The sequence below is a fragment of the Streptomyces sp. NPDC058691 genome (assembly GCF_042714775.1).
In the GTDB taxonomy this organism is placed as follows: domain Bacteria; phylum Actinomycetota; class Actinomycetes; order Streptomycetales; family Streptomycetaceae; genus Actinacidiphila.
Map to the genome: position 1 here is coordinate 113009 of NZ_JBHXSO010000001.1, position 22320 is coordinate 135328.

Genomic DNA, 22320 nt, shown 5'->3' on the forward strand with positions numbered 1-22320 from the left:
ATGGGCTCCGTACCGGAACCGCACAGGAGCTTCCGACGTGCGTGACATCCCGGCGCCGGGCACCGCTTGCGTGCCTGACATGCGCCGCACCTACGAAAGGCACGACATGACCAAGATCGCGATCATCCTCGGCAGCACCCGCCCGGGGCGCAACGGCGCCGCTGTGGCGGACTGGGTTCTTGATATCGCCAAGCAGCGTTCCGACGCGGAGTTCGAGCTCGTGGACCTGGCGTTCTATTCGCTGCCGCTCCTCGACGAGGCGCTTCCGCCGTCGCTCGGGCAGTACCTGAACGACCACACCAAGGCGTGGGCGTCGAAAATCGCCGAGTTCGACGGCTTCGTGTTCGTCACCCCGGAGTACAACCACTCCACCACGGGCGTCCTGAAGAACGCGCTCGACTACCTGTACGCGGAGTGGAACAACAAGGCCGCGGGATTTGTGGGCTACGGCGCCGGCGGTGGCACCCGCGCCGTTGAGCACCTCCGCCTCATCGCGAGTGAATTGCAGATCGCCACGGTGCGTGCGCAGGTCGCGCTGTCCCTCCTGGCCGATTTCGAGAACTACAGCGTCTTCAAGCCGGGCCCGCACCACCAGCCCACCGTTGAGGCCATGCTCGACCAGGTCGTCAGCTGGTCGAAGGCCCTGCAGCCGCTGCGCGCCAACGCCTGATCAGTCGCTGTCCGAGTGCCCCGTCTCCCTGGGCCGCCCTGCTGAAGTGTCGGACGCGCGTCGCGCGCATACCCGGAGAGACGGGGTAGCGGCTACGTCAGGGCCATTTAGATGATATGTGCCATGTAAGAGTCCATTGTCTGCCGTCAGGAGTACGGCCACTTCCTCGCGCCCATGCAGCTCCGGCTCGCACACGCGGGATGGCCCGACGGGCAGTTGCCCGCTCACCTTGCGGCATCATTTCACGAGGGATCCCATGACTTTTGACGTTCCGTTCGCACGGGTTTCGTCCGCGGAGGCGGCCGAACTCGCATCGCTGGTGAGCGGTCCGGTTCTGCTGCCTGGCGACGAGGGTTACGACGCCGAGTGCCGGATCTACAACCTGAACGTCCCCCTGGAGCCGGCGCTCGTGGTCGGCGCCGCCAACGCGGCCGACGTACAGGCGGCGATTTGTTTCGCGGCCCGCCAGGGCCGGGCTGTGACGGTGAAGACCACGGGGCACCAACAGGTCGGCCCTGCCCGGGGCGGCGTTCTGATCAGTACCCGGCGCATGAAGGGCATCGCCGTCGACGCCGACCGGCGATACGCACGGGTCGAGGCCGGTGTGATCTGGCAGGAGGTGATCGACCAGGCCGCCGCCGTGGGCCTGGCCCCGATGAGCGGCTCCGCTCCGCTCGTGGGCGTGGCCGGATACACCCTCGGCGGTGGACTCAGTCCGGTCTTCGGCCGAAGTCGGGGATACGCGGCAGATCATGTCCGCTCGCTGGAGGTGGTGACCGCTGATGGCGAGTTGCGTCATGTCACGGCGGACAGTGATCCCGAACTCTTCTGGTCCCTGCTCGGAGGCAAGGGCAATTTCGGCGTTGTCACCGCGCTGGAGTTCGACCTGTTCCCGTTGACCCGTTTCTACGGCGGCGGCATCTACTTCCCCGGCGAACGACTCGCCGATGTGCTGCACACCTGGCGCACCTGGCAGTCGGACATGCCGGAGGAGATGTCCTCCTCCGTGGCCGTGCAACGGCTGCCTCCGCTGCCCGAGTTGCCGGAGCCCCTCCGGGGGGCGTTCGTGGTGCACGTGCGGATCGCCTACCTCGGTCCGGTGGCCGAGGGCGAGCGCCTGATCGCACCCTTGCGCGCGGCCGCCCCGGCGCTCATTGACGCCGTGGGTGAGATGCCCTTCACCGCCATGGGCGCCATCCACATGGACCCTCCGACGCCGATGCCCTACTACGACCGCACGACGATGCTGCGCGCGTTTCCCGCCGAGGCGGCCGACAAGCTGATCGAACTGCTCGGCCCCGGGTCGGGCTCCCCGTTGGTGAGCGTCGAAATCCGCATGCTCGGGGGTGCACTCGACCGTGAGCCCGCGGTACCCAACGCCGTCTCCAGCCGAGGGCTTCCATTCGTCCTCTTCGGATTCGGCGTGGGCGCCCCGGATCAGGCCGAGTTCCTGAGCGGCAAACTCGACGAGGTGATGAACGCGATGGAGCCCTGGTCGGACAGGCGCAGGATGGTCAACTTCCTCTCCGTCGAAGAGGCCACCGACACCGAGCGGTTGAGCGAGGTCTACGGGGCTGAGCGCTACTGGCGTCTGACTGCCGCAAAGAAGGCATACGACCCGACCAATATGTTCCGGGTGAACCACAACATCTCGCCCGGCTGACGGGGTTCGGCCCTCGGGACCGGAACCGGTATCGGGGCCGGTATCGGGGCCTGGAGGGCGCTATCACGAAACGAGCCCGGCCCCCAGGGCCTGCCGCTCCTCCCCTACGAGTTCGTCGGCCTGATAGGAGTGCTTGGCCCAGATGGTCTTGCCTTGCGAGTGATGGCGGGTGCCCCAGCGGCAGGTGAGTTGGGCGACGATGAACAGTCCCCGGCCGCTTTCGTCGAGGGTGCGGGCGCGGCGTAGGTGCGGGGTGGTGGTGCTGCCGTCGGTGACCTCGCAGGTGAGGCTGGTGTCGCAGCGGATCAGGCGGAGACGTACCGGTGGCTGGGCGTGGCGGATGGCGTTGGTGACCAGTTCGCTGACGATGAGGACGGTGGTGGGGGCGGCCTCGTCCAGGCCCCATGCCGTCAGCTGGGCGGTGACGTGTTTGCGTGCGGCGGAGACGGCCGCCGGGTCGGCAGGGAGGTTCCAGGTTGCCACGGTGGTGCCGTCGAGCGTGCGGGTTCGTGCGGCGAGCACCCGCAGCCGGCGTGGCGCTCCCGCTGCCACAAGGGCCTCCAGAGCTGCACGGCAGGTGTCGGTGAGCGAGGACTCTGGACCGACAATTCGTTCGGGCATTTTGAGTCGATCGGTCTTCGTCCCGGAATCGGGTGGCTCGGCGGAGTGTGTGTGCAGCAGGAGCACGCTGCCCTTCCGGAGCCGGATTTCGGTGGTCGCGACCTGTGCTCGCGCGCGTCCGAGCGGTGTTCCGGAGGGAAGGTCGACGGCAGTGATCACACCATTGGGGGCGATGACGGTGGGCGCAGGATGCCCGGCGCAGGCGAGGGTGCAGTCTGCCGAGACGGGGTCGTAGACGGCGTACAGGCAGCTTGCCATGACGTCGTGGACACTCTCATCTGCCCGCAACCGACGTATGACGTCGTGGAGGTGGGTGAGCGTCTCGTCCGGTGGCATGTCGATGTCCGCCAGCGTTCGCACCGCGGCACGGAGTTCGGGCACCAGGGCGGGGGCCGGTTCTCCGTCCTCGGTCACGCTGCCGGCGACCAGCGCCACCCGGGCTCCGGGCAGTGGGATGGCGTCCAGCCAATGTGCCTGCGGCCTTCCGCCATCAGCCCGGCCGTATGCGAGTTCCACGGCCGCGGGTTGCGGCAGGCGCCCGGGTGGTGGTCCTCCCGCCGGCAGGGAGGCGCACAGATCGCCGGGTGCCTGACGTGGTGCTGAGGCGATCCGGCGGCCGGTCTGCTCACCGCTCGGGGCAGGTGCGGCGAAGGCGCACCTCGTATTCTGGCGGCCCCGGATTCGGCAGATGACCAGGCTCATGCCCAGTGACAGGAGGGCGGCGGTGATGACAACCGTGCGGCCGCCCTCCGACACGCCTGGAATTGCGAATCCGTAGATGGCGACGCTGGTCGCCAGAGTGGAGGCTCCGACGATCAGGGTGTGCCGGAGGGGCAGCAGGGCTGCCGCCATCACGGGTGCGAGGACCGAGTAGTCCGACCAGCGGACCAGGCCGCCTGCGGAGGCCTTCAGTTGCAGTGCGCAGGTTGCAGCGAGATAGACGGCGAGCAGTGCACTCGGGTGCCGGAGCAGGAGGAGCCTGGATGTGGCCATTCTCGTCACCGTCCCTTCTGATGTCGTGCGCAGGGCCTGCGAGACGATGCGCATGGTTTGTGGCGCAAGGGTCGGGGTCTTTGCGCGGGTGTGCGGGCCATGGGGCTGTGGATGTTCACGGTGGCGGGTGTCCTGCGTGGACGGGGGGCGTTGGATGATGGACCGCGACAAGGGCCAGGTCGTCCTGGAGGTTCTTGCCCGCGTGCCGGTCCACATCGAGGCTGACGTGCTGTACGAGGCGCCTGGGGCAGTCCCAGGTCCACGTATCGGTACGGTCGAGGAGGGGGAAGAAGTTTCCGGCGGAGTCGCGGGCCTCGGCCAGGCCGTCGGTGTAGAGGAGCAGCGTGTCCCCGGGGCCGAAGGCAACGGTGTCGAGGCAGAACGCGTTGGGCGTGTCCGCTGCAAGCCCCAGCGGCGGGGCGGGCCGGGTGACGGGCAGCAGGGTGACCTGGCTGCCCTGGCGCAGCAGAGGCGGTGGATGCCCGCAGCTGACCACCCTGATGATCTCTTCGTCGTCAGGGAGTTCGATCAGCAGGGCGGTGATGAACCGCTCGCCGCTGTCGGGGACGATACGGGCCAGCTCGCTCAGGTGCCTGCGAACGCTGCGTTCCAGGGAGGCCGCAAGTTCCGGGAGTGTCCGGTACTGCTGGGCTGCCTCACGGAAAGCGCCCAGGACGGCGGAGGCGTCGTCGATGGCTGGAAGGCCTTTGCCGCGGACGTCTCCGATGAGGACGCGCGTGGCGTGCCCGGTGCGGGCGGCTGCGTACAGATCACCGCCCACCAGTGCGTGTGCCGCCGCGGCGCGATACATCGAGGCGACACGGAAGGGGCCCAACTCCGGCGGGATCGGCCGTAGCAGCACTCGTTGGGCTGCTTCGGAGACAGCCCGTACTTGGGCCAGTTCCTGCAAGTCGCGGTCATGCAGGGCCCGGGAGGCGATGACGAACGCGGAGACTATGAGCACTGCTCCGATGTGAATGGGCAGCAGCGGTGAGTGCAGCAGGCCGTCGTGGCGGTCCACGAGGACTACTGCCGCGGCTGCCGTGAGCGCGATGACGGCCGTGAAGCGTGTCCGTGCGAACGTTGCCGTGCATGTGGGGGCCGCCACGAGCAGGGGGGACAGGTGAACGGCAAGGGGGGCGAACGACGCACCCGAGGTGATGGCTGCGATCAGCAGGAGCGGAGGCACTGCGTGGCCGCGCATGCCCAAGGGCCCGGTGCCGCGGCCATGGGCTTTCAGCCGCTGAGGGCTTCCGGGGCCGGATGCCGGGAGCAAGCGGGCTCCGTCATCGGCAGCGCGCTTGGCGACCGGAGTGCGCGGGAAGCGGTGCATCACGAGTCGGGGGAGTGACCGGATTTTCCTGGAAGTGCTGCGTCGTATCAACATGGCGCGGCTTTCGTGCCATCGCGGCGTGGAAGGGTGAGATGAGGCCCAATGAGTCCGCCGGCGGTGCGCCCCCGGCGAACGGTCTTCTTGGTGAGGCGGCGGTTATGCCGGTGATCGTCCGGCCAGGGGGACAGCCCGGGCAGCAGCCCCCCAGTGCATCGGGCCGCTCACTACGGCTCGCAGTGGGCAAGGGGTCAAGGTCAACTGGGGCGTCTTCGGTATCTGCGCGGCTCTGTTTGGATCACAGCTCCGCCGTCCTTCACGTTTTCGTATGGTGGAAGATATGTACCGATATGCGATTCAACTGTGCGACTTGCGGTTCGGGACGTCAAGCGAGCCGGCGCCCCCTCTGTCCGGATCAGGTGCAGCAGGAGCGACGTCGCAACCAACCACGCTTCGTTGCAAGGAGCTTGAAAGGCAATTGGATGACGCTGGGGTTCTGCTGCGGGAGTGGGCCACGCGCCTTTGAGGGCTGGTGAGGTCATGACGGTTTCGCCCGCGACTCGGGTCAGCGGGCCCGCTGGCGACGACGGGAAGAGCCTCAACGGCACCTGCGGGCAACAGCCTTCGACGTCGTACGGGTCGAACGCACGGGAGGGCAGGCCATCCCCGAGCGGCTGAGGTGAGAGCGCCTTTCCGCGCCTCCGATGACGAAGTCCCGTTCGTCACTGGCGCGATGGCGAACGACCCGTGGGCGAGGGCTGTTCGCCGGAGTGGTCGCGGGATACGTCCAGGGCTCCGTTCTTCCTCGCCCTTCGGTTGCCGTGACGCAAGGGAGCTTGGGCGGGTAGTGCCCACCTCGGTCGCGCAGAGCGGCAACGCGAATATTAGATTGTCGGCACCATCTTACATGCAGGGCGACATCCATGCTCCCTGGAATGTGGACGGCTTTTTGTGCTCACTCCCCGGTGCGGCGGAATGGCTGTGGGTGCCGGCCGGGATTGCGGCCGACGGGCGGCTGCGGCAGGCGATAGACGGCAGGCATAATCTTAGACTCGGGATGTCAGCCCGCTGGTCCTCGTAACAGCCCGCGACGCGGCAGATGGCCGGCGAGCATTACGGAGGGTGAAGGATGAGTCGCGTCTCGCAGGCGGAAGCCAAGGTCAACCGAGAGCGAGTGGTGGCCGCGGCCTCTCGGCTGTTCCGTGAGGACGGTGTGGCCAAGGTCGGCATCGCGGATGTGATGAAGTCGATCGGACTCACCCAGGGCGGCTTTTACAAGCAGTTCGCCTCCAAAGCTGCGCTTGTTGACGAAGCGACCGCCAAGGCGTTCGCCGACAACTTGCAAGACCTCGTGGCCCTGGACGAGGAAGCCGGGGAGCATCAGGCGGCGTGGCGGTCGCTGCTCGAGTCCTACTTCTCTGTCGAGCATCGCGACAACCCTGGCACCGGTTGCCCCGCAGCCGGTTTCGCCGGCGATGTTGCGCGTGAGCCCGAGCACAGGGAGACCTTCGCCGGGGGCGTCCAGGAGCTCGCGGGGTGGATCGCGCCTGGTGACGCCGGTCTGGCCGCCTATGCCACGCTCGTCGGCGGCATCATTCTTGCCCGCGCCACCGCAGGCACGCCTTTGTCGGAACAGATCCTGCGGGCTTCACATGCCGCGGTGGCGAGGGCTGCCGACAGCGCTCAGCCGGCAAACGGCTGACGTGTACGCCACCGCGGTGTCCTGACCCGCTTGGTGTCTCGCAGGCGTATGGGCAGGCGCGCCCCCGTGTCGCCGGCCCCGCGGCCGGCAGTGCTTGCAGCGCTCGCGCGGACGGCTGATGCGGTGACCCCGCCGGGAACGGCCGCCGTAAGCCCAGGCGCCTTGGTGCTCGGGACGCCGGCATACCGGCCCCCGCGCCCTGGTGTCGCCCTTGGGTGACAGGCGCGCGGTGGCAGTTCTTGACCGGGTCCCACCTGGGCAGGCCCGGGATGAGTGCCTGGCGGGCGTTGTTGCACTCCTCCCACCTGGCGTACTCCGGCAGTGAGGGGATCGTGACCAGCTTGCCGGCGTCGAGGCCGGCAGCGCGGCCTGCGCGGCACGCGGGGTGCCATGACGGCCTCCTTCGCGTCCGGGCCAAGGGCAGGCAGGGCCAGGCCTATTCGCATGTTCTCTCCTCTGCGTGCGGGTGAGGGGCCGGCACGCCAGGTCCTTTGTCCGCGTACTGCCTGCGGACACTGCTCGAGTGCGCCGCGCCGCCGGTATCGATTGCCGCGATGTTCGCCTCGCGGACGGCGGCGGGTTTTGGCGCGGGTGTCAGGACTCGAACGCTCCGCCCTCGGGTGCGTGGGCCGGAATCCGCGCCCGTACTCGCCAGTTGGGGAGCGCCCCCGCCACCTCGCCGTGCAACCGGTGCGGCGGGCCCGGGCCTCACCCCATAGATCATTCGTGACATCTATCACGTGGACGCTGTGCAGTGGGGGCCTACATGATGGGCCCGCACATCATTCCCAACGCATCACCTGCCCTGTGAGGTTCGAATGACCCTGCCGTCGCTGTTGCTGGTGCCCGGAGCCTGGCACAAGCCCGAGCATCTGCGACTCCTCATCGATGACCTGTCCGGCATCGATGTCCACACGGTGGCCCTCACCTCGTCGGGTGACGATCCCAAGACACTGGGCGATATGTACTCCGATGCAGCTGCCATCAAGAGTGCGGTCGAGGCCATCGACGGGCCCGTGGTCGTCGTCGCCCACTCCTATGGCGGCATCCCCGCCACCCAGGCACTTGTCGCGACGCCCAACGTCAAGCGCATTGTCTACCTCGCCGCGTTCCAGCTCGACGCCGGAGACTCCCTGCTGTCGAGCGTGGGCGGCAGCCCCGCGCCCTGGTGGGAGGTCCATCGACAGGAGGGGGTCGGCGACTTTCTGACCGTCACGGGCCCGGTCGACGTGTTCTACGGTGACGTGGACGGGGGCGTTGCCGAGAAGGCGGCAGCAGCTTTGGGTTTCCAGTCCTACGCCGCCACAACCCAAGAGCTCACCGCAGTCGCCTGGCAGACGATTCCCAGCACCTACATCATCTGCGAAGCAGACAAGGCCATCCCGCCCTTCGCTCAAGAACTCTTTTCCAAGCGCGCCAACAGGACCCTGCGGCTGGAGAGTTCGCATTCCCCCTTCCTTTCCCGGCCCTCCGTACTGGCTCAGCTCATCAAGCACGAACTCACCCTGGCCTGACCCGGCCGGTGCGGGCCAGGGTTCCCGTCGAAGCCCGAGGCCGGCCGCCCGCAAGGCTCGTCAGCCGCAGTGCCGTGGCTGGGAACCCAACCACAACCACCCCGGCGGCGGGGTGCATTGCCACCGCGCCCCCTGGCGAGCAGGAGACCGCATCCCGTGACCTGGTTCATTACGGACAAGCCCGAAGTGTTTCGCTCCGAGGCGGGGGCATTTCTCGCCGCACGTCCCGACCTGCACACCATGTTGCTGTCCGGGCTCGACACGATCGAGCAGCTGCGGTCCGGGGGTAAAGCCCCGGCCACGGTGCTGGGCTGGTGGCGGGAACCGGACGAAACAGCGACGACGGCCGCGTTCGTGTGGATGCCACCGCACCTGCTGACCGCGAGCCGGCTTTCCCCGGTCGCGGCAACACACCTGGTCGGATTCCTGTCCACCCAACCTCAGCCGTTCACACAGCTCCTGGTCGACGACTCATCGGTCCGTGCCTTCTCCGAAGCGTGGCAGACGACCACCGGCTCCGCGCCGAAGAGCGGACCGCACCTGCGCCTCTATCGTCTTGGCCAGTTTGTGCGCCCTGGCGTCGCACCACCGGGGGCACCGCGGACGGCGACCGAAGGTGACCGGGCTCTTCTCCGCGACTGGTGCACCCGTTTCGTCTCGGAAGCCGGCTCGCTCGGGGCCGATCTCGACGCATTCATCGACGAGCGGATGAGCCGGGGCGGCTGGCGGTTGTGGACGGTCGGGGGCGAACCAGTGGCCATGGCCGCCATGACGTCGGTGGTGGTCGGCACGGCTCGCCTCACCCCCGTCTACACGCTGCCCGAACAACGCGGCCGGGGCTACGGCTCCGCCGTCACCGCAGCCGTTTCCCAAGCAGCCCGCGACGCCGGTGCGGAACACGTACTCCTCTTCACCGACCTCGCCAACCCGACGAGCAACAGCGTCTACCAGCGCATCGGATACCGACCCGTGTCGGACTACCGAATCGTGGTGCCCTGACATGCAAGATCAATGAACGATCCCACGACTGGATCACACGGTCGGCGAGGCTCGATGTGAAGCCGGCCGGACAAGCCACGAGATATCCTCGGGCCGCTCAGGACCGAGGCTTTCGGACAGAGGTAACACCCATGACGGACGTATCAAGCAGCGCTGATGAACCGCTCGCGGCCGGCGCATCCCTCGGCAGCGTCCCGCGAGACCTGTGGCACCCCGGGAGAGTAGCCGACGTGACCGCCAACTTCCGGCAATACCTGACCGGATGGGGCATGGCGGAAGGCGCTGACGGTGATCTCGACTACTTCCGCAGTGGGCTGGCGCAGCCACAGTTCAACGGAGTGGTCCGTGTCCGCTCCCTGGACGCGGTGGAGCAGTCCACTGCCATCGCGCGAGACCGGCTCGCGGGAGTGCCCTGGTGGTGGTGGGTCGGCCCGGACAGCCCCGCGGGCACGTCGTCGGCCCTCGCCGAGCATGGGGGACAGGAGGTCACGACGATCCCCGTGATGGTCAGACCGCTCGACCAGGCGGTCGAACCGGTGGAGTCACCGGCCGGCCTGCGGATCGAGGAGGTAGCCGACCACGGTCGGCTGTCAGAACTGGTACGCACCTACAGCGCTTCCATGGGCGTCGCACCGAGCCTCGAACCCGAGATCGTGCGCATCGAGTCGCAACGTCGGGACAACGCGGACATCGTCCGCCTGGCGGCGGTTCTCGAGGACCGTGTCGTCGGGACGACCGTGGTGATCGCAGCACACGACGTGGCCGGCATCTTTATCGTCCACGTCGCGGACACGCACCGCCGACACGGCATCGGCACCGCATTGACCGCGGCAGCGCTCCGCGTGGGACAGGACCGCGGTATGCGGCTGGCAGCACTCGCCGCGAGCCCGGCCGGCGAGCCACTGTACCGGCGGTTCGCTTTCGTCGCGGTTTCGCAGTATCGCCTCTTCACCTTCCCCGCGTAGTGCTGCGGCCGGGAGGGTTCACGGCGTCGCGGCGCTGGTGACGTTCGGGCCCGTAGCCTGGCCGGATGCCCGATGGCATCCTCGCACTGTGGCCTCCGTCGCCCTCCGGACGCTGCTCGGTCTTGCTGTCTGGACGGTAGCCGCGCCGGCACTGTGGCGACTCGTGGAGGGACCCGTCAGAACGGTTACGACTGGGGCCGAGCTGTTCGCGGGCGCTCCGCTGGTCGGGCGAACGCGACGTGAGCCCCAGTATGGAAGGCTGAGGCTGCGACCCCTGCCTCACCTGGGCGGACGCTGACCTGCGGCAAAGCGACCCCGTCACCGCTGTGCCCCGTGGGTCCCCGTTCGGCACCGCCTCACCTGGCATGGCTGTGGCACGCCCGATCCCCTCGATGGGAACTATGGGCGCGACGGTCGCTGAGGTTTGCCCGGCCGCTCACCCGGTGTCCTAGGCATACGGAGGGTCGATGAAGGGCGCGGCAGCTGCGGTATTTCCGTGCTGTACAGCACGGCAGCTCCGCCGGATCATGGCCACCGGTGGGGGAGATGACCTCGTCTGGGTGCTCTCGATCGCTGAGGGATTGTCTTGCATGGATACTGGAATCTGCTGCCCACGGCACGGCGACTCGTCATCACCGCGGAACCGACGAGGGAAGTCTTCTCAGGCGTCTGGGCGGAACGGAATTGGCGCAACGTCCCAGGCCCGTTCTACGGTGCGGCCACCAACGCCGTGGCCACCGGCCGGCTGGATCACCGCATCTACTTCCGGAGCAGGGCAGAAGCTTCGTGCGGATCAAAAGCCAGGGCGCCTTCTGAGCGCCCGCGAACCTCGAAAGGTTGTCAGGCGGTCGGACGCTGTCTGGAACCGTCCATCCTCGCCCTATGACGCGGATGGAAGACAAAGAAAAAGGTAAGAGGGGCCACACCAAGGAGAGCGTCCGCGGTCCTTGTGACGACATGGTCCCCTGGACCCTGTCAGGGACCAGCAGGTCTCGACCGGTCATCCGCGAGGGGCAGGGCCGCGTACGGCGACCCTGCCCCCGGTGTTGTCAGCCCCAGGTGGGCTGGTGAACGGTCACTTCAGACCGAAGGCCCGGTTGATGTCCTGCCTGATGCTGTTGCCCTGTGTGTCCCGCGCGCTGGTGCGCAGGGTGACGAACCGGGCGCCGGCCGGGGCGTCCAGTCGGGTGCGCCAGCCTTCCGAGGTGTGTCGCAGGTCGGCGTGGTGCCAGGTGGCGCCGTCGTCGTACGACACGTCCAGGCTCACCTGCGTGATCGACTCGGAGCCCGGCCCTCCGGAGAGGTGGGCGGGGGTGACGACGAGATCGGCCCTGCGCCGGGCCACGCCCGTGTCCTCCATGCCGCCGACCGCGTAGTCGAGCTGCACCAGCGGAGGAAGACTCTGGGTGCCCTCGGCGGGCCGGCCGGAGGTGAAGGCCCACTCGGTGCGGGTGGAGGTCGAGTACTGGGTGCCGCGGGAGTTCTCCGACACCAGGCGGTACGGCAGGTTCTCGGGGGACAGCTCCGGGACGAACACGCTGCCGGAGGCGCCGCTCGCGATCAGGGTGTCCCCCTGGTAGAGCTCGGACTTGGCGCGCACGCCTGCGCCGGAGGCGACTCCGATGTGCCCGGTGCCGGAGTCCGTCCAGCCGGGGATCCTCACCTGCATCGTGTCCGCGAAGCGCACCGGCCGGTAGGTGTCACCCATGCGCGGGCGCTGGATGGGGCCGAAGTACTCCACGGTGGACCTGGTGGACGCCGCGTAGTGCTTGCGGTAGTCGGTGATTATCTGCAGCTGGCCGGCGATGCCGGCGCCTTCGGACCAGTCGGTGCCGGCGGACACCCAGTCGGTGCGGTCGCCTTGGACGGGAGTGCTCAGCGGGACGCCGACCGCCCGGCCCATCCACACGTCGCTGCGGTACTCACGGCCGTTGCCGGGCGCGTTGTTGCGGAAGGAGACGTCGACGCGGGCCAGCTCGCCGGGCTGCGGCCGGTAGACGAGGTTCTGAGGGATCGTCGGGCTGTGGTGGACGATGTCGTACAGGTACTCGGTGGCGGGCTGGGACTTCACCCGGAGCCTGGTGGTGCCCCGCTGGATCTGGTTGATGAGTTCTTCGCCCTCGTCCGCGGTGATGGTCGCCACGGTCACCGCCGGCGGCGGCGGGGCCACCGGGCTGAAGATGTCCTGCTGCCAGGGCTGCAGTCGTCCCGTGCCGTCGTTGACGACGATCAGCAGGGCCGCGCCCGCGGCGGCCGCCGCGTCGGCCTGCTGCTCGATGCCGACGGTGTCACTGCGGCGCACGACGACGGCCTTGCCCTTCGCGCCGAGCCCGGCGTAGGCGTCGCTGCCGCCCTCGCCGGCGTAGACGGTCCGGTAGCTGCGACCGCCCTTCTTGACGGGGGTGCGTCCGGGCTGGACAAGGAGGTCGTCGAAGGCACGAGTGTCGGACGCGACGGTCAGGAGCGGTTGCGCCAGACGCCAGCTGGTCCCGAACTCGAAGGTTCCGGTCGTGACCGGCTTCTCGGTGGGGAGGGCCCAGATGCTGTCGTACGAGTCGGGCGGCAGCCAGGACCCGTTCACGGCGAGCGTGGCGTCGAAGGTGCGGGCGACGTCGACGCGGCTGAGCAGCGGTGTGGTCTCCTGCGGGGTGACGACCTCGACCCGCTTGACCTTGGTGGCGTCCAGGTCCAGCGCGACGTCCTTGTTCAGGACGACCTCGGGTGCCGTGAGCATGGCGAAGCCCTTGGAGTGCGGCCCGTGAGCACCCTCCACGGTGGTGCCCAGCCAGACCGTGTAGTTGCTGGGCGTCAGGGGCAGCTTGCCGGTACCGTCCGCGCCGATGATGATCGTGTTCAAGGACTTGCCGTCCGTCACCAGGACCTCGGCACCGACCATCGGCCTGCCGCTGCGGTCCTTGGCCGTGACCTTCAGGTCGTAGTGCTCGTAGTCCTTGTAGGCGCCGACGATGGTGTGGGCCACTGCGGTTCCGGCGTCGTCCGTGGCCAGGATCTGCCCCGAAGCCGTGGTTCCGGTCTGTACGGCTCCGAAGGCGGTGTTCAGGGTCACGTCGGCGGTGCCGCCCGCGGGGACGGTGACGTTCGTCGCGGACAGCGAGAACACGTCGGGGGACGTATCCGCGCTGGGCTGGACGGACAGGTGGAGGGTGGCCGGGCTGCCGCCGGTGTTGGTGTACGTCACCGTCTTCTGGGACTTCTCACCGGCGGGCGCCGAGAAGCTCTGGTAGGCGTGGACGCCGCCGGTGGCGAACACGGTGTTCCGTATCGCGGCCGCGATGTCCAGTCGACCGCTGCCGGCCTCGTAGGGGTTGTACCGCGGAGTCAGGACGGTGGTGCTGATCAGAGCGTCCTTCAGCTGCTGCCCGGTCCAGCCGGGGTGCGCCTGGGCGAGCAGCGCGGCCGCCCCCGCGACATGCGGGGTGGCCATCGAGGTCCCGCTCATCGTCTGGTAGGAGCCGCTGCCTTCGGGCGCGTACTGCGAGCGGGCCGCCAGTACGTCGACACCGGGAGCGGTCAGTTCCGGCTTGAGGCCGCCGTCGCCCATGCGCGGACCGGTGCTGGAGAAGTCGGCGAGAACGTCGGAGCCGTCCACCGCGCCCACGGACAGCGCTGCGTCGGCGACGCTGGGAGCCGACACCGTGTCGGGCCCGTAATTGCCCGCGGCGATGGTGAACAGTACGCCAGTCTCGTGGCTGAGCGAATCGACCGCCAGGCTCAGCGGGTCGCTGCCGTCACTGGGGCCTGAGCCGAGACTCATGCTGATGATCTTGGCGTGCTGGTCGCGGGCGGCCCACTCCATGGCCGCCAGGATCCAGGAGTCCTGGCCCTGCCCCGTGTTGTCGAGGACCTTGCCCACGTGCAGGCGCGCCCCGGGAGCGACACCCTTCTCCTTGCCGTCGGAGGCCGCGCCCGTGCCCGCGATGGTGGACGCGACGTGAGTGCCGTGCCCGTGGTGGTCCTCTATGTCCTCACCGGGGACGAAGCTCTCGGCCGCGCTGATCCGGCCGGCCAGGTCGGGGTGCTGGGTGTCGATCCCGGTGTCCAGCACGGCCACGTCCACGCCCTGGCCGGTGTCGCCACCCGCCCACACCTGCGGAGCGCCGATCTGCGCGGTGCTGTCGGCCAGTTCGGCCTCGGCCTTGCCGTCCAGCCATATCTTGGCGATGCCGGCGCCCAGCCGTGGCGCGGCCGAGGCGGCCCGCCCGGCGGCGGGCGCGCTGCCGGCGGTGAGGGAGGACCAGAAGCCGGCGGCGGCCGAGCGGGTCTCCGAGACGGCCGCACCCTGGATGCTGCTCAGGGTGAGGGTCCTGGTCGCGCCCTTCGGCAGCACCGTGGCGCTGCGGGAGCGTGCGGCTGCGTCGGTGTAGGAGACGATCAGCGGCAACTTGTCGGTGTGCGCGTCGTCGTAGCCGTCGGCCAGCAGTTGGGTGATGTTGAACAGGCCCCGGTCCAGCTGCCCCGAGGCCACGTACGGCAGGACGGTGGTCGGGTAGACGTATGTGTCCGTGCCGACCGTGCTGGTCACGTATCCGGTGGGCTTGCCCTGAGGGTTCTCCAGGGAGCGGGTGACCGTGCCGTCGGCGGCTGTGCTTTCGGTGACCTTGTCACCGTTGATCAACGTGACGGTCCGCGATATCAGTCGCGCGGTGGCGGTGGCGGTGGCGGCGGCGTCGGCGGAGTCGGCGGAGGCCACGGCGCCGCCGGACTGCGGTGCGGCACTGGCCATCACACCCGGTATCGACAGGAGCATCGCTGACGCCACGACAGGCGCGATGAACATCCTTCTTCGGGTAGGTCTTTGCAGCAAGACGGGCCTCTCAGGTGGTCGGCGCGAGAAATTGATCAGACGGTATAGGTCTGGGTGCCGGACCTGAAGAGCCTGGCGCGTTTACGCCACGCCGGGGGACGAGCGGCAAACGTGTGGATCCAACGCCCAACGCGACCAGCCGGCCTCGTCCTCTGTTGCTGCTGCATGTGTCGGACGCGGCACCCGGGGTCCTGACTCTCCGGTGCCGGCAGGGCGGGAGTGGGCGGGCCGCTGCGCCGACGACCGGGATGGGCACGGGCAGTCCCGCTCCGCCACCACCATCGCGCTCACCCCGCCGGCGTGGCCGACCAATTCGCGGCGGATCCGCGTCTGTCGGCAGTGAAAGCCGACGAGGTGGGTGCCGACGGCGGTCAATCCGTGGCTCTGTCCATGAGAACGAGCTCTGGCACAGATTTTGTGATCGGTTACGTTGCGTATTGGCCGCTGGTACCCGGCAGGGGTGCACTGATGGCCAGATCTTCGTCGAGTCTGGCTGCCAGGTCCTCGGTGAGAGCCGGAACATGGCGAGTGGCCCACTGCTTGGTGAGAGAAAGAAAGCCTTGCAGTCTGTCCTGCACGGTATGCAGGATCCCCGGTAGGTCACCCACCACGATCTCGATGGGCTGCCCAGGAGGAGGGTCTTGAGCGTCGGCTCCGTCCGGCCACAGCTGCACGACCTCGCTGGCATGCTGAAGTCTTGGTGAAGGGTCATGCCCGAGCCACAGGGTTCCTCCCTTCATGACGTCGAGCCACTCGCGCCAGTCTTCCAGGCCACAACAACATCCCGGCTGGACGGTGACGTTGGTTCGGGTGTCGTGGACGCGCAGCCCTCCAGGTGCGATGACCTTGTCTGTCTCCAGTAGGCGGCGAATCGCCTCACTGGCGTCCGTCAAGGGGCGATCGTCGTCACCTGTGCGCGAGTTGTAGTCAGCCAGCATGGCCAGCGCGCTGCCGACTTCGAGCGGGGACATACTGCCCGACAGAGCCATGAACTGGTACGGAGGCAGGTCAGCCACCGGCCAGAAAGAGAAGCCAACGGCATCCGGGGTTTCCAGGACGGCATCCACGATCAACACCGCGCCATTCTCGCCTCGGGCGGTCCAGCCCGCCCAGCAATTTCTCCGGGGCTCATCACGCCAGGAGAGCGCGCTTGCGCAGGAGGTCGAAGCCGGCTCGGCCGAACATCTGGCGTTTGATCGCTCAGTGAGGATCTGGGCGAAGGAGCGGACGTGTCCGGTGAGGGCTTCCAGTTCGGGGCAGTGAGCCAGGACGGCCTTGAGCCGGAGCTGGGGTCGGTCGTGTTCGACCAGGAGGGCCTGTCCGACGGGACTTGGCGGATATCGCCTGGCGGATCGGGGCCCGGGTCGGGCAGGGTGCCTGGTGATGAGCGATGAGTGCGAGATGTCCTATGCCCTCCACGACTCCGTGGAGGGTCTGCTGCAACGGGGGCGTGGCCTGGGCGCGGTGCGAGCGCTTCAGGACCCGCGGCGATCTGCAGTGTTCGTGTATGACGGGATCCGGCGTGACTGGCGTTGGGACCAGACCGACGAACGGTCTCTGTACCTGGCGCGGCTGGTACGTGATCTGGATCTGTCCCCTGTGCCGATCGTGGATCAGCTGGCGGAGGATGAGGAGGCTTGCTTACGAGCCTGCGAGGTGCTGGAGTTGCTGGCTCTCGCCGGATCGAGCGACGCCAGGGAAGGGCTTCGGGCGTATGTCCGCCAAGGCGAGCATTGGGTCCGCGTATTGGAGTCGCTGTCAGCCGGCTGGCCGCCAGAGTGGTGGGAAGACCTCAGCGACGTCGCACGGGCGCGGATCGGCGCAGAAGCGGAGCTTCCGTGGTTCTCCGAGCCGTGGACGCGGTTCGGCATCGAGGTCCAGAGCCGTCCGTTCGTTCCGCGGCCGTCACTGGTCCGGTTCAGCACTGAAGAACTCCTCGCTCTGCTCGCCGGCACTGGCACGGAAGGCGCCACGAAGGTCGACGCGCTGCGTGTCCTGAAGGGCCGCGAGCCTGCTGAGGGGCTGATCCCGCTGGTTCCCTCGTTGGGCACGTCGGACGGCCGCTACCCATTGCCCCTGCTGAGGGGGGCCGTTGAGTGCCTGGGTACCCTCGCCGTACCGGCGGCGCGCGGCTGGGCAGAGGACGACCGCCCCTGGCTGGCTCAGCTGGGTGCGGACGTCCTGGCCGACGATGGCGGCCCCGAGGTTTTGCCGGGGCTGGTGGACGAACTCGTCGAACAGTGGACGGCGCGGGCCTGGTGCGGTCCCGACCGGACGGCCCGGCGCCTGGCCCGGTTCGGACCGGACGCCGCCGGGGCGGTTCCCTATCTGCGGCGCTTCTGGCTGCGCACTCCGCACTCGTACGAGCGGACCGCCTACCTGGAGGCACTGGCCGCTATCGACCGGGACGGCCTGGAGCACGTGTACACCGAGTCCCTCTGGGACTGTGAGGAAACGACCCGACTGCTGGGGATCACCTCGGCACCCACGAACCCGGTGACGCTGGGACGCATCTCCGTACTGCGCGATGATCCGATGGAGACGACCGAGGTGAGAGCCGCGGCCCGAGCACGGCTGGTAGCCCCTACCGGCCGGCTGTCCTGAACCTGTCCGAACGAGCAAGCCCGACCTGCAGGGCGCCTCCCGTTCTCGGGTTCTGGCTCAACTTCCGTGGTCTGCACACGGTGAGTGACGACGTGCCGGTGCGGTAGGTGTCGGGAAGTTGCCCGGAATTCGCCAGCGGCCGGGTCGTGGTGGCTGACAGTGCGGGACCGTGGATGATCTGGTGCCCCGGTTGGAGGGGCTGCTGTTTCCATCGGTCGCGGGCGTCACGGTGCTGTCGGCCGACGTGGACATCGAGTCGGTGAACGTACGCGTCAAGTCCGTCGCGGTGGGTCATGGTTGCCCGGGGTGCGGGAGGTGGTCGACCCGAGTGCACAGCTCCTACCTGCGGTTTCCCGTCGACGGTCCGGTCGGAGGGAGACGGGTCCGGCTGAGCCTGCGGGTACGGCGCTTCGTGTGCGGCGACTCGTCGTGCGCGCGGCGGACCTTCGTCGAGCAGATCGAAGGGCTGACGCGGCGCCACGGCCGGTGGACCGAGCAGTTGCGGGCCACGCTCGCCTCGGTCGGCCTGGCGATGGCCGGGCGGGCCGGTGCCCGGCTGGCCGGAGTGTTCGGGGTGTCGGTGAGCCGGAGCACGGTGCTGCGGCTGGTCGAGGAGCTTCCCGATCCGCAGCCGCCAGCCCCGAGGGTGGTGGGCGTCGACGAGTACGCGACGCGCAAGGGCCACGCCTACGGGACGGTGCTGGTCGATGTCGAGACCCGCCGGCCAGTGGACCTGCTGCCCGACCGGGAGGCATCGAGCCTGGCGGCCTGGCTGGCCGAGCGGCCGGGCGTCGAGGTCGTCTGCCGCGACCGCGCACCGTTCTTCGCTGAGGGGGCAACCGCCGGAGCCCCGCAGGCCGTCCAGGCCGCGGACCGCTGGCACCTGTGGCACAACCTCAGCGAAGCGACCGAGCGGGCAGTCGCCCGCCACCGACAGTGCCTGCATGCCACAACTCCTATGGCCAGCAGCGCCGTTACCGTCGAATCCGCAGACCGAGAGGAGAACGTGGATCAGCCCTGGCCGACAGGCCACCGGTTCGCCGACCGGACCCGGGCCCGGCACGCCGAGGTGCACGCCCTACTGGCCGCGGGGCACAGCCAGCGCGCCGTCCAACGGCAGCTCGGCATGACCTGGCGCACGGTCAAGGCCCTGGCCGACACCGCGAGTCCGGAGGAGCTTTTCCGGGGCCAGTGGCAGGGCCGCCCGTCCGTCCTGGACGAGTACAAGCCCTACCTCGACGACCGCTGGAACGAGGGCTGCACCAACGCCTGGAAGCTCTGGGAGGAGATCGTCCCGCTCGGCTACCAAGGCAGCTACCAGCGCGTTAGCGCCTACCTGCGGCGGAAGCGGACCTCTCCCCGGCCCGTGACCGCGCAGCCGCCGTCGCCCCGCACCGTCGCTGGCTGGATCCTCCGGCGGCCCACGACGCTGTCGGAGCCCGAGCAGCTCCAGCTCAAGACCGTCCTGGCCCACTGCCCCGAACTCGACGCTCTGACCCGGCACGTGCGCTCCTTCGCCGTCATGCTCACCGAGCGCCAGGGCGAGCGCCTCCCGGAATGGCTCGACGCGGTCCGTCAGGACGATCTGCCCAGCCTCCACACCCTCGCCGCCGGGATCGACCGCGACCGGGACGCCGTCATCGCCGGTCTCACTCTGCCCTGGAACTCCGGCATCGTTGAAGGTCATGTCAACCGGATCAAGATGCTCAAACGCCAGATGTTCGGCCGCGCAGGGTTTCAACTTCTACGCAAGCGCGTGCTGCTGGCGTGACCACAGGGCACGCGGACCCGCGTGGGAGCTGGCATCGAGCGGGCTGCGACAACACAAGTACACCGCTCACTCGAAAACGCTATAGCTTCGGCCTGTGACCGACAGCCCTAGCCAAACCGACGCCGCCTTGCCGGACGAGCTCCCGCATCACCAAACGTTCCTGGACGAGACGGACTGGGCGTCACTGGCCACCCCGTGCGGGACAGGCGAAACCCTTCCGGCGGCGCTGGCACGCCTCCTGGATCCCGATCCGGGCATCAGAGCTGCGGCCGTCGTCGACGCCCTCGGGGCAGTGACCCACCAGAACAGCATCTACGAGGCCACCGTGCCCGTAGCGCTGTACGTGGCAGCCATTCTCAACCATCCAGCCACCGCTACAGGCGACTACAGCCAGGACGCGAACCGGGTACCGCGTCGTCCCACCCGCGCGGCACTCCTGGACTGGCTCAGCAGCACCGCCTACGACGCCGACGACGAGAACGTGGCCGCTGGCGAACGCCACTGCGGCAAAGAGTTTCTCGACGACTACCAGGAGATGCGAGCGTTTCGCGACCTGCGTCCAGTGCTCTACTCCGCTGTCCAGCCTCTCCTCGGCAACGACGACGCGGAGGTACGCGCCACAGCCGTCATTGCCGCCATCCCCATGGTGGAGCACCCCGCTCTCGCTCTGCACCGAGGAGAGTTGGCCGACCGAGCCCGCGATCTGCTGGCCACCAGCAAGGACCGCTACAAGCGCGACCGTGTCTTTGACGCGCTGAAGGCGTGGGGGCATGACACGAGCGGCCTGGAGAACGCGGACGACCTGACCGCCCGCGAGCTTCGGTCCCGTCGCATAGCCGAACGTGATTCCTGGGCGGGTGGTTACGCCGAAGAACCGCCGTTCTGACTCAGTGATCGGGAGGGCCCCATCCCCGGCCAATTACTGAGCGTAGCTGCATCACGGAAGTTGAGCCAGAACCCGTTCTCGTGAACAACGGCCCCGGCCTGATGCGCCGCCATCAAAACCCGTCCCTCCTGGACCGGATGCCGGGATCCGGACTTCGCCACTGGCCGCTCCCTTGCCCGACCGCGGTCGGGCAGCTCAAGCGGAGGACTCGCCGAGCCGCGTATCCCGCGGCACGTCCTCGGCGGGCTCGCAGGTCAGCGTGGGGCGGGCAGGCCAGGGTAGAGCTCGGACAGGTCACCACAGAGTGCGGCGCGCGCTTTGCGGCTCGTGTCGTCGGCCAGGACCTCAAGGGCGCGTTCCTGGATACCGTCCAGGGCGAGCCGGGCGACGGTAGTGGGGTCGACCTTGTCCGAAGAGGGAACGTAGTCCGACATGTCGGTGTCCATGTAGCCCACGTGCAGAGCGGTGACGTCGATGCCGGAGGACGCGAGTTCCTGCCGCACCACGTTGGTCATGGCCCACTCGGCGGCCTTGGATGCGCAGTAGGCGCCGTACTTCGGGTAGTGCACCCAGCTCAGTACTGAAAGCACATTGAGGACGGCGCCGCCACCATTTGCGGCGATCACCGGAGCAAAGGCCCGGATCATGCCGAGTGAGCCGAAGAATGCCGTCTCCATCTCCAGTCGGATATTCCCCATGTCACCGGTCACCAGCCCCGTGTGCGTGCTGACCCCGGCGTTGTTGACGAGCAAGGTGGCGTCCGGCGCCGCCTCGGCAGCCCGGGTCATGGAATGCGGGTCGGTGATGTCCACCTCGATGGGTACGACATCGGGCAGATCGACCGATGAGGACTTGCGCGCGCCCGCGTAGACCTTCGCGGCGCCACGCTCCAGCAGCTGGGCGGCCAGATGTCGGCCCAGGCCTCGGTTCGCGCCGGTCACGATTGCCACTGCGTTCTTGATTTCCATGGACCCCTCGTTCCGAAGGAGTATCCGTATGTCCAACGTAGGGCCACGGGTGCTGAGACGCGATCCAGCGCGAAGGGACGCCGCCGGGCGTCGGTCGAATGGCGAAGCACGGTCACTGCGCGTGAGTGGTCGAGACGTAGAGTATGAATGTCAAAGCTGCATGATCGACGTACGACCCCACTCTGTGCAGCTCGCGGCGATGTCTCTGCCTCCGTTTGGTACGCCGGTGGAGCAGGCTGCCAACGAGGAGAGACTCAGCAAGGGGATTCTCCTGCACTGGAACTGGCTGGCTGGTGTGCGTGGCCGAACCGTGGCTGGCAATCCCTGGCTTTGACCATGCCCGGTGGAAGCGTTTGTACATACGCAACACAGAACAACAGGCGCTCGTCGAGAGATTCGGGCGGTGAAGACCGGCCAGTCCTCCAAGCGTGCTGCGCTTGTTGACGCTACTTGAATGTCCCCACCTCTTGCTCAGGAGGTCACCGGACCTGCTCACCTTGATGCCCCATCGCCTGATGAGCGGATCATCGGCAGCGAAGATGCGAGGCTTGTCGAAACATGGGGAGGCTCAGTGGGTCTGGGGACGGTCGCGGTAACAGGCGCGGCGGGGGAACATCGGTTCCGTGGGTGCGAGAAGCTCTGCAGCGCGAGGCGGGGCGCTTGATTCTGCTCGACCGCGTGCCGCTCCGATCGGAGGCCGGCACCCGGCCCGGCCCCCTGTCGGAGGCACCGACCGTACGTGCCGTGCCGCCGACCGCGCCGATCACGGTCCGGGACGAAGGGTGGCGCCGCCGGGTGCACGGGGGGCC

14 protein-coding genes are annotated in these 22320 nt (G+C 68.3%); 9 read left to right on the forward strand and 5 right to left on the reverse strand.

Annotated elements, in window-relative coordinates:
- Positions 1-106 precede the first annotated feature (106 nt).
- Together ACFWVC_RS00525 and ACFWVC_RS00530 are read left to right on the forward strand one after the other, a co-directional pair.
- Entirely contained in the window at positions 107-670 is a 564-nt protein-coding gene (locus ACFWVC_RS00525) for an NADPH-dependent FMN reductase (RefSeq protein ID WP_384273676.1), read from the forward strand.
- Between the two features lie 229 nt (positions 671-899).
- Positions 900-2333 (forward strand): FAD-binding oxidoreductase, encoded by a 1434-nt coding sequence (locus ACFWVC_RS00530; protein WP_384273143.1) that lies wholly within the window; start codon positions 900-902, stop codon positions 2331-2333.
- Positions 2334-2396: 63 nt separating this feature from the next.
- Here ACFWVC_RS00530 and ACFWVC_RS00535 read toward each other — a convergent pair whose 3' ends face one another.
- Positions 2397-3947 (reverse strand): SpoIIE family protein phosphatase, encoded by a 1551-nt coding sequence (locus tag ACFWVC_RS00535; RefSeq protein ID WP_384273148.1) that lies wholly within the window; start codon positions 3945-3947, stop codon positions 2397-2399.
- A 115-nt stretch (positions 3948-4062) separates the two neighbouring features.
- Entirely contained in the window at positions 4063-4968 is a 906-nt protein-coding gene (locus tag ACFWVC_RS00540; RefSeq protein WP_384273154.1) for a PP2C family protein-serine/threonine phosphatase, read from the reverse strand.
- A 1438-nt stretch (positions 4969-6406) separates the two neighbouring features.
- On the opposite strand from ACFWVC_RS00540, the gene ACFWVC_RS00545 reads away from it, so the two are divergent.
- The 4 genes from ACFWVC_RS00545 to ACFWVC_RS00560 all read left to right on the forward strand — a co-directional run bounded on the left by ACFWVC_RS00545 (position 6407) and on the right by ACFWVC_RS00560 (position 10457).
- Positions 6407-6979, forward strand: a complete 573-nt coding sequence (locus ACFWVC_RS00545) for a TetR/AcrR family transcriptional regulator (RefSeq protein WP_384273157.1) — start codon at positions 6407-6409, stop codon at positions 6977-6979.
- A gap of 818 nt (positions 6980-7797) precedes the next feature.
- Complete coding sequence (locus ACFWVC_RS00550) at positions 7798-8493, forward strand: alpha/beta hydrolase (RefSeq protein ID WP_384273164.1); 696 nt, start codon at positions 7798-7800, stop codon at positions 8491-8493.
- Positions 8494-8649: 156 nt separating this feature from the next.
- Positions 8650-9492, forward strand: a complete 843-nt coding sequence (locus ACFWVC_RS00555) for a GNAT family N-acetyltransferase (protein ID WP_384273171.1) — start codon at positions 8650-8652, stop codon at positions 9490-9492.
- Between the two features lie 230 nt (positions 9493-9722).
- Positions 9723-10457, forward strand: a complete 735-nt coding sequence (locus tag ACFWVC_RS00560) for a GNAT family N-acetyltransferase (RefSeq protein WP_384273176.1) — start codon at positions 9723-9725, stop codon at positions 10455-10457.
- A 1075-nt stretch (positions 10458-11532) separates the two neighbouring features.
- On the opposite strand, the gene ACFWVC_RS00565 is transcribed toward ACFWVC_RS00560, so the two are convergent.
- Together ACFWVC_RS00565 and ACFWVC_RS00570 are read right to left on the reverse strand one after the other, a co-directional pair.
- Complete coding sequence (locus ACFWVC_RS00565; RefSeq protein ID WP_384273181.1) at positions 11533-15255, reverse strand: S8 family serine peptidase; 3723 nt, start codon at positions 15253-15255, stop codon at positions 11533-11535.
- 452 nt (positions 15256-15707) lie between these two features.
- Positions 15708-16358: a hypothetical protein gene (locus ACFWVC_RS00570; protein ID WP_384273188.1), complete on the reverse strand. Its 651-nt coding sequence runs from the start codon at positions 16356-16358 to the stop codon at positions 15708-15710.
- Positions 16359-16665: 307 nt separating this feature from the next.
- Between ACFWVC_RS00570 and ACFWVC_RS00575 the strand changes: the two genes are divergently transcribed.
- The 3 genes from ACFWVC_RS00575 (at position 16666) to ACFWVC_RS00585 (ending at position 20543) form a co-directional block, all read left to right on the forward strand.
- A complete protein-coding gene (locus ACFWVC_RS00575) occupies positions 16666-17886 on the forward strand; it encodes a hypothetical protein (protein WP_384273193.1) in 1221 nt (406 codons plus the stop codon).
- 169 nt (positions 17887-18055) lie between these two features.
- Positions 18056-19657 carry an ISL3 family transposase gene (locus ACFWVC_RS00580; protein WP_384273196.1) on the forward strand — a complete coding sequence of 534 codons (1602 nt, stop codon included), beginning with the start codon at positions 18056-18058 and terminating at the stop codon, positions 19655-19657.
- Positions 19658-19751: 94 nt separating this feature from the next.
- The gene (locus ACFWVC_RS00585) at positions 19752-20543 is read left to right on the forward strand and encodes a hypothetical protein (RefSeq protein ID WP_384273199.1); all 792 of its coding nucleotides are present in this window, start codon (positions 19752-19754) and stop codon (positions 20541-20543) included.
- Positions 20544-20797: 254 nt separating this feature from the next.
- Here ACFWVC_RS00585 and ACFWVC_RS00590 read toward each other — a convergent pair whose 3' ends face one another.
- Positions 20798-21511, reverse strand: coding sequence for an SDR family oxidoreductase (locus tag ACFWVC_RS00590; RefSeq protein ID WP_384273207.1), 714 nt, complete (start codon positions 21509-21511; stop codon positions 20798-20800).
- Positions 21512-22320 lie beyond the last annotated feature (809 nt).